We start from the raw sequence: 4,188 nt of genomic DNA on the forward strand, positions 1-4,188 counted from the left end.
CGCTCGGCCGACCGGCTCGCCACCTGCGGCAGCACGTAACGCGTGCGGGAGCGCAGGAGGTCGCGGAAGGCGCGCTGCAGGTCGCGGATGAGGGTGCGGTCGAGTTCCTCGGCGCGGCGGCGGTCGATCTCGGCCAGCGTCGCGACGAGGGCGGGCTCCAGCGAGGCGAGCGCCACGGCGAAGGCTTCGGCCGCGGCGTCGTTCACCACCCCCCGGCGGGAACCCGGGGCCACGGTGAAATCCGGGAAATCGACCATGCCGCTCAGTCGGGTGTCGGTCCAGGGCGCGTGGTCCAGCCCGAGGGAGGCGAGTTCGGCGAATCCGCGCGCCACGGCGGTGCCGGCGGCATAGACGGCCAGGGAATCGTCGCCTGCCCCGTCGTCGGCGGCGGTGCCGGCCGCGGTCGCCGGGCTGCGCAGGTGGAGTTCGAGCCGGATCGGCGCATGGCCGGGCACCTCGAGCGAATCGAAGCCGGCGAGCTTCTCCCCTAGGAACCGGCGCGGCCGGATGGTGATGACCTTCTGCGCACGGCCGCGCGACATGTGGTCCTCGTAGACCAGGTTCACGTCCCGCGAGAGGAGCTGCCCCCGCAGCTCGGCGGCGAGATAGTCGGCGGCACGACGGCCGGGCAGGATCGACTGCGCGCCGGGATGGATGCCCAGGACCAGGATCTCGGTCCAGCGTTCGTCCAGGAGCAGGCGACCGCGCAGGGGTTCGATCTCGAACCGCGAGTCGTCGCGGTGCAGCACCAGGCGCATGGGCTGTTGCCCGGGCACCGAGGTGCGCATCTCCAGCCGCTCGCCGAGGCTCCAGAAACCCAGCAGGCCGATGCCGTACTGGCCCTGGGTCATCAGGGCGTGGCGTTCCTGCACCGACAGATTGCGTTTTCGCGAGTGGCCGATGTTGGTGGCGATGAAGCGCAGGGCGGCGGTGCGGTCGAACTCGGGGATCACGCCGTTTCCGTCGTCCCAGATGCGCAGGCAGGGCGTGCCCTTCACCCGCAGGCGGGTGATGCGGACATTGCCCGCACCGGCGTCGAGGCTGTTCTGGACCAGTTCGGCCAGGGCCTTGCGCGGGTCTGGCTGCGAATAGGCGAGCCAACGGATCAGCTCGAACGGATCGTGAGGACGGACCGTGCCGCGGAGGCTGTCGTTCGGTATTTTTCGTTTCGGGGGCAAGCGGTCCTCCATCGTTCGGCCCGGATCCGGGCAGCTTAGGACACGACCATCCCGGATACAACGAGAGAGGCGCCCGCGCGCCTCCCTCCTCCAGCGGGATGTCTTCGATCCGCCTACAGCCAGAACACGACCCCCACCAGCACCTTCCCCGCCGTCCCCTCCTCGTCGACCGGCACCGTGACCGACGTCGAACCGCCGGAGCCTTCGTAGGTGGCGGTGACCTTGTCCCAGTTGATCGCCTCGTAGCGCAGCGCGCCGTGCAGGGAGACCTTGCGGCTCAGCATCACGTGGACGCCGCCGCCCAGGGCCATGCCCGGGCCCTCGGCCTTGTAGAGCAGGTCGGCCTGCTGCGACTCCACGGTGAAGCCGCCGAGACCGCCGAAGACGTAGGGGCGGACCTTCTGGCCGGCGCGGAACAGGTAGACGGCGTCGAAGGTGCCGCCGCCGACGCGGATCTTGACGTCCGGGTCGCTGGTCTCGTGCTCGGCCGCGGCGGCGAACAGGCGCACCTGGAAGTTCGGCGTGAACAGGTAGCCGATCTGCAGGCCGGCGCCGGGGGCCGTCTCCTCGATGAAGAGGGTGGCGGCGTCCTCGTTGGCGCCGACCGTGCTCGAGACGATGTCGAAGCCGAGCAGCCAGCGGCCGCCGAAGTCGCCTTCGGCCGCGGCGGGCGCGGCGGCGGCGAGGCAGATCAGCAGGACGATTGCGGTCACGTGCCGCAGGGTGCGTCGGGCGTTCATGGCGTGTCTCCTTCGTCGGGTGTGGCGTCCAGGCCGTAGGCCTGGATCTTCTTGTGCAGGTTGGTGCGGTCGATGTTCAGCAGGCGGGCGGCCTGCGAGACGTTGCCGCCGGTCTCGGCGAGGCAGGCGGCGATGGTGGCGGCCTCGAAGCGGCGGCGGGCCTCCACCAGCCCCCCCAGCTCCTGGACCGCGGCCGCGGACAGCGGGCGCAGCGGCCCGGCCCCGGCGGGCGCCGACGCGGCGGCGGGCGCGGTGATGACACCGGTGCGTCGCAGGTCCTCGGGGCCCACGACCTCCCCGGCGGCCATGATCGCCAGGCGCTCCACCGCGTTGTGCAATTCGCGCACGTTGCCCGGCCAGGGCAGGCCGGCGAGCAGGCGCAACGCGTCGGGGTGGAAGCGGCGCGGGGGCAGGGCGTTCTCGTCGCAGTAGCGCGCCAGGAAGTGCTCGGCGAGCAGGGGCACGTCGCCGGGGCGCTCGCGCAGGGGCGGCACCGTCACCGGCACCACGTTGAGGCGGAAGAACAGGTCTTCGCGGAAGCGGCCGGCGCGCACGTCACGCTCGAGGTCGCGGTTGGTGGCCGCGATCACGCGCACGTCGACGGCCACGGTCCCCTGGCCGCCGACGGGCTCGACCTCGCCCTCCTGCAGGGCGCGCAGCACCTTGGCCTGGGCGCGCTGGCTCATGTCCCCGATCTCGTCCAGGAACAGGGTGCCGCCGTCGGCCTGCTGGAACTTGCCCTCGCGCGTGGCGTCGGCGCCGGTGTAGCTGCCCTTGATCGCGCCGAACAGCTCGCTCTCGATGAGCTCCTCGGGGATCGCGGCGCAGTTGACCTTCACGAAGGGACCGCCGGCGCGCGGGCTCAGGTCGTGCAGGGCGCGCGCGACCAGCTCCTTGCCGGTGCCGCTCTCGCCGTGGATCAGGATGCGGGCGGGCGGGGGCGCGGCCAGGCGGATCTGCTCGCGGATGGCCTGCAGCGCCGCCGATTCGCCGATCATCAGCCGGCGGCCGCGCTCGCGCTCGCCGTGAGCGCGCACCTCGCCGTCCAGGGCGCGCACCCGCAGGGCGTTGCGCACCGCCAGCACCACCCGCTCGCGCGAACAGGGTTTCTCCAGGAAGTCGAAGGCCCCCTCGCGCGTGGCCTCCACCGCGGTGGCGATCGAGCCGTGGCCGGAGATCATCACCACCGGCAGCTGCGGGTCGCGCGCGCGCAGGCGGCGCAGCGTCTCCAGCCCGTCGATGCCGGGCAGGCGCACGTCCAGCACGACCAGGTCGACGCGCTCCCGCTCGCAGAAGGCCAGGGCGTCCTCGCCCGTGCCCGCCTCTTCCGTGGCGAAACCCTCGGTGCGCAGCACCATGCCGAAGGTGCGGCGGATATTGGGCTCGTCGTCGACGATCAGGATGCGCTGCTTCATCGGGCCTCCTGCGGGAGGGTCGGCAACAGGACGATGACGGTGGTGCCGCGGCCGCTCGTCGATTCCAGGCGGACGCTCCCGTCGTGCCCCTCGACCACGCCGCGCACGATGGCCAGGCCGAGGCCCATGCCGCCGCGGGTCGAGAAGTCGGGGTCGAACACGCGCTCGAGGTTCTCCGGCGGGATGCCGTCGCCCTCGTCGACGACGCTCACGACCAGGGCGTCGTCGGCGCACGCGGCCTGCAGGCGCACGCGCTCGGGCCGGCCGGCGCGGGCGCAGGCGCCCAGGCCGTTGTCGACCAGGTTGATCAGGGCGCGGCGCAGGGCCTCGGCGTCGAAGCGGCCGGGCAGCGGTCCGGCGACCGCTTCGACCTGCAGGCGCTCGCCGTAGAGGCGGGCCAGGTCGTCGAGCAGCGGCCGCAGGTCGTCGTCGCGGGGCTCCGGCGCGGGCAGGCGCGCGAAGTCGGCGAACGAGGCGACGAGCCGGCGCAGCCCCTCGACCTCCTCGCGCACGATCGTCTCGCAGTCGGCCAGGACGGCGGCGTGCGCCTCGTCGCCGCCGCGGTAGCTGCCGCGCGCCTCCTGCACCGCCAGCAGGATGGGCGTCAGTGGGTTCTTGATCTCGTGCGCGAGGATGCGGGACATGCCGCGCCAGGCAGCCAGCTTCTCGAGCCGGGCCAGTTCGCGGCGCTGCGCGCCCAGCCGCGCGGCCATGCCGTTGAAGGCGCGCACCAGGGCGCCCACCTCGCCGGGACCATCGGCCTCGACGCGCGCTTCGAGGTCGCCGGCGGCCAGGCGGTCGGCGGCGCGGGCGGTCGCGTGCAGCGGGCCCACGACGCCGCGCGCCAGCAGGGCG

4 protein-coding genes are annotated in these 4,188 nt (G+C 73.2%); all 4 read right to left on the reverse strand.

What is annotated here, in order from left to right; translation table 11 throughout:
- The coding region (locus Q7W29_08190) for an ATP-binding protein (GenBank protein MDO9171796.1) at positions 1 to 1,178 on the reverse strand (1,178 nt) is incomplete at its 3' end.
- A gap of 113 nt (positions 1,179 to 1,291) precedes the next feature.
- Positions 1,292 to 1,918 carry an outer membrane beta-barrel protein gene (locus tag Q7W29_08195; protein MDO9171797.1) on the reverse strand — a complete coding sequence of 209 codons (627 nt, stop codon included), beginning with the start codon at positions 1,916 to 1,918 and terminating at the stop codon, positions 1,292 to 1,294.
- Entirely contained in the window at positions 1,915 to 3,333 is a 1,419-nt protein-coding gene (locus Q7W29_08200; GenBank protein ID MDO9171798.1) for a sigma-54 dependent transcriptional regulator, read from the reverse strand. The genes Q7W29_08195 and Q7W29_08200 overlap by 4 nt, the downstream gene beginning before the upstream one ends.
- The coding region (locus Q7W29_08205) for an ATP-binding protein (GenBank protein ID MDO9171799.1) at positions 3,330 to 4,188 on the reverse strand (859 nt) is incomplete at its 5' end. The genes Q7W29_08205 and Q7W29_08200, both read right to left, overlap by 4 nt.

The organism is bacterium, from assembly GCA_030654305.1.
GTDB lineage: Bacteria > Krumholzibacteriota > Krumholzibacteriia > LZORAL124-64-63 > LZORAL124-64-63 > PNOJ01.

Bases quoted from the DNA above. Each gene is read 5' to 3' on its own strand.
- Q7W29_08195 (MDO9171797.1), bottom strand. From the start codon at position 1,918: ATGAACGCCCGACGCACCCTGCGGCACGTGACCGCAATCGTCCTGCTG.
- Q7W29_08200 (MDO9171798.1), bottom strand. From the start codon at position 3,333: ATGAAGCAGCGCATCCTGATCGTCGACGACGAGCCCAATATCCGCCGC.